The organism is Arhodomonas sp. KWT, from assembly GCF_010993615.1.
Genome location: NZ_WNXE01000028.1, coordinates 8111 through 12266 on the forward strand (window position 1 = coordinate 8111; position 4156 = coordinate 12266).

A 4156-nucleotide genomic window follows, 5' to 3' on the forward strand; every position below is an offset into this window, starting at 1 on the left:
CACGGCCTCACGGCCGTGCACGACCTACCTCCGGCCGCACGCGCGTAGGTCGTGCGCCAAAGGCGTGCGACGTCCCGGCCATTCCACGCAGGCCAACGACCGCGTCCACCGGACGGCGCTCAGCGCAGGTAGGTCGTGCGCCAAAGGCGTGCGACGTCCCGACCATTTCACGCAGGCCAACGACCGCCTCCACCGGACGGCGCTCAGCACGGGTAGGTCGTGCGCCGCAGGCGTGCGACGTCCCGACCATTTCACGCAGGCCAACGACCGCCTCCACCGGACGGCGCTCAGCACGGGTAGGTCGTGCGCCGCAGGCGTGCGACGTCCCGACCATTTCACGCAGGCCAACGACCGCCTCCACCGGACGGCGCTCAGGGCTCGCCGTCCAGCGCCGGGTAGTGCCGGAAGATGCCCTCCTCCGTGAACGGGATCCGCCGCGACGAGTCCAGGTAGGCCGCGATCGCCGGCCGCGCCGCCACCCGGTCGTGCAGCGCGACCACCCGCGGGTAGTCCGGCTCCAGCGCCACCATCGCCCGGGGGAAGGCATAGCGCAGCCCGGCCACCACCTGGAACACCGAGAGATCCACGTGGCTCAGGGCGTCACCCACCAGGTACGCATCCCCCGCCGGGTTCGCCGCCAGCACCTGCTCGAAATAGCCCAGCCACTTGGGCAGCCGGTCCTGCCGGAACACCGCCGCCCGCCGCGCGGCCTCCGCCGTCTGCTCCTCGTAGTAGAGCGACGGCCCCAGGGGATGGTGGGTGTCGTGGATCTCCACCACCCAGTCCGTCACACAGAGCTGGAGCTGGTTCGCCCACAGCTCCCCCGCCTCGTCCGAGGGCGCCAGCCCATGCCGCCGGCCGAGATACAGCAGGATACTCGCCGTCTGCGAGATCAGCCGCCCGTCCGCCTCCAGCACTGGCGGCGCGAACGGCACCTCCGCCACCCCCGCACGCTCCAGCACCTCGGCGACGGCACCGAAATCCGCCCCGTCACCACGCCGGCCCACGTCCTCGTAGGCCGCCCCGGCCTCCTCCAGCGCCAGGCGCACGAACTCCCCGCGCCCCTGGATCGTCGGCCAGTAATAGAGCTGATAGGTCATGGCAACGCCTCCGCGACAACGCCCGGCACAGACCGGACGGGAATGGTGGATACCCCCGATCTGACGCCGCCACCACCCGGGTTCAACCCACACCGGCAGGCGCCGGTCGCCGGCCCCCACCCGGAATCAGACCAGACAGGCGCTTCCCACCACATTCCAGTGACACATAGTGTGCGGTTCGCCCCTGTCCCCCGACACACCCGAACGGCTATAATCCCGCGCCGAAGGGCCTGTAGCTCAGTGGTTAGAGCAGGGGACTCATAATCCCTTGGTCGCAGGTTCGAGTCCTGCCGGGCCCACCAGATTATTCAGATACTTTGATCATGCCCGCGACCTTCACGGCGGGCGTTTCCCCTTTCAGGTATCGACCAGCTGTCAGCGCCACTGACAGCACCCGACCGTGAGAATCCCGGGCCCGTGACCACCCATCCCAACCGAGCTGACGCCCCCCGACAATCGGGAACCACCTACATGAGGACGGCCCTTAACGGACCGCGTGCACAGGCTGACCTGCCCACGCGCACCTACCGGCGGGACTCGGCGAGCGCGTAGCGCCAAAGCAACCGCGCACGGACGTGCGGTACCGCAGGCCGGTGCGGTTCCGGCTTAGAGGGCGACAGCTGCAGCAAACCTCTTCCGAGCCAACGATTACTCCGACTCCGGCTCCGCCGAGATCCGGTGGATGGCGAGGTCGGCGCCCTCGAACTCGGCCTCGGGATCGAGGCGGATGCCGACGGTGGCCTTGAGAGTGCCGTAGACGATGAAGCCGCCGGCGGCGGCGATGGCCACGCCGAGGACGGTGCCGATGATCTGGGAGACGAGGCTCACGCCGCCCAGCCCACCGAGGAGCTGCTGGCCGAAGATGCCGGCGGCGATGCCGCCCCAGGCGCCGCACAGGCCGTGCAGGGGCCAGACGCCGAGGACGTCGTCGATGCGCCAGCGGTTCTGCGCCTGGGTGAAGGTCCAGATGAACAGGCCGCCGGCGATGATGCCGGTGACCAGCGCGCCCAGCGGGTGCATGAGGTCGGAGCCGGCGCACACGGCCACGAGCCCGGCGAGGGGGCCGTTGTGGATGAAGCCCGGGTCGTAGCGGCCGAAGACGAGCGCGGCGAGCACGCCGCCGACCATGGCCATGAGCGAGTTCACCGCCACCAGTCCGCTGACGGCGTCCAGGGTCTGCGCGGACATGACGTTGAAGCCGAACCAGCCCACGGTCAGCACCCACGCGCCGAGGGCGAGGAAGGGGATGCTGGAGGGCGGATGGGCGTATATCGCGCCGTTCCTGCCGTAGCGCCCACGCCGGTGGCCGAGCAGCAGCACCGCGCCCAGGGCGATCCAGCCGCCGACGGCGTGCACCACCACGGAGCCGGCGAAGTCGTGGAAGGCGAAACCGAAGCCGGAGGCGAGCGCGTCCTGGATGCCGAAGCGCCCGTTCCAGACGATGCCCTCGAAGAACGGATAGACCAGGGCCACGAGCACGAAGGTCGCGGCGAGCTGCGGGTTGAACTTCGCGCGCTCGGCGATGCCGCCGGAGACGATCGCCGGGATGGCCGCGGCGAAGGTGAGCAGGAAGAAGAACTTCACCAGCGCGTAGCCGTCCATCGCGGTCAGCGCCTCGGCCCCCTGGAAGAAGCCGACGCCGTAGGCCACGCTGTAGCCGATGAAAAAGTAGGCCACGGTGGAGACGGCGAAGTCGGCGATGATCTTCACCAGGGCGTTGACCTGGTTCTTGCGGCGCACCGTGCCCACCTCCAGAAAGGCAAAGCCAGCGTGCATGGCAAGCACCATCACGGCGCCGATCAGGACAAAGAACACGTCGTTGGCGGCGGATTGTTCCACGGGGTTTCCTCTCTGAACCAATTTGGCGCCCTAGGGATGCAAGGGTCGCACCAATTGTGTGCGCATTGTTAATCAGAGACTTATAGACGGTCGCACCGAAAATGCCGCGCACACCGCACCACGACAGTGCCGACGTCGCGTTAATGCCCCAAACCGGGGCACGGACTGCGGGCAATCGAGGCCGGACACGGTGGACCGGCCCACCGATGCCCCCTGCTATACTGCCGGAAAAGTCCTCACACCCTTCCCGCCGAAACCTACGGTAGTTACTTATGGAAAAGAATCCGGACAAGGGCTATGTCGCGCTCCTCGGCTGGAGCCTCAACGCCATCGAGGCTGCGGAGGATTTCGACCGCCGTTACGTCGTGGTCGCCCCCGACTGGGCCACGGACTACTGCGAGGAACACGGCATCCCCTACGTGCCGTGGAACTTCGAGCGCCTCAACGACCGCTCCATGGAGATCGCCCAGACGCTCCAGGAGATGGGCGTGGACGTGGCGATCCCGCTGTTCGAGGAGACGGTGGAGTGGGCCGGCGCGATCAATGCCGTGCTCATGGACAGCCCCCGGCTGCACGGCCAGGCCGTGCTCATGCGCGACAAGGCGCTGATGAAGCGCCGCGCGCAGCTCGGCGGCATTCGCGTGGGCATCTTCGAGGAGGCCCACGACAAGGAGGACGTCATCCGCTTCCTGCGCCGGGTCAACCAGACCCTGCTCAAGCTGGACGGCGACCCCAACGACCCGATCCACCTCAAGGCCTTCGACAAGGCGGGCTGCCTCGGCCACCGCGTGATCCGCACGCCGGACGAGGTCGACACCATCCCGGAAGAGGAATTCCCGGTGCTGATGGAGTCCCACCTGGACGGCTGGGAGTTCGCCGTCGAGGCGTGGATCCACAACGGCAAGATCGCCTTCCTCAACATCTCCGAGTACGTGACCCTGGGTTACTCGGTGTTCGTGCCCGCCACCCCGGAGCTGGAGAGCTGGCGGGCGCTGATCACCAAGGAGATCGAGAAGCTGATCAAGACCTTCGACATCGAGTTCGGTCAGATCCACCCGGAGTACTTCGTCACCTCCGACGGCACCATGTACTTCGGCGAGGTGGCCTACCGGCCGCCGGGCTTCAAGGTCTTCGAGCTGCTGGAGCGGGCCTACGGCTTCAACGCCTACCAGGCCTCGATCCTGGTGTTCGACCCCAAGACCACCGACGAGGAGGTC

At 67.8% G+C, this 4156-nt stretch carries 3 protein-coding genes and 1 tRNA gene; 2 read left to right on the plus strand and 2 right to left on the minus strand.

The window, feature by feature from the left end; all coding sequences use genetic code 11:
- Positions 1–371 precede the first annotated feature (371 nt).
- Positions 372–1100, minus strand: a complete 729-nt coding sequence (locus G7A99_RS07310; RefSeq protein ID WP_163139322.1) for a glutathione S-transferase — start codon at positions 1098–1100, stop codon at positions 372–374.
- 226 nt (positions 1101–1326) lie between these two features.
- On the opposite strand from G7A99_RS07310, the gene G7A99_RS07315 reads away from it, so the two are divergent.
- Positions 1327–1402, plus strand: a tRNA-Ile gene (locus G7A99_RS07315).
- Positions 1403–1748: 346 nt separating this feature from the next.
- Here G7A99_RS07315 and G7A99_RS07320 read toward each other — a convergent pair.
- Positions 1749–2939 carry an ammonium transporter gene (locus G7A99_RS07320; protein ID WP_163139323.1) on the minus strand — a complete coding sequence of 397 codons (1191 nt, stop codon included), beginning with the start codon at positions 2937–2939 and terminating at the stop codon, positions 1749–1751.
- Positions 2940–3211: 272 nt separating this feature from the next.
- On the opposite strand from G7A99_RS07320, the gene G7A99_RS07325 reads away from it, so the two are divergent.
- Positions 3212–4156 (plus strand): acetyl-CoA carboxylase biotin carboxylase subunit family protein (locus tag G7A99_RS07325; protein ID WP_163139324.1); only part of this gene is annotated, 945 nt, incomplete at its 3' end.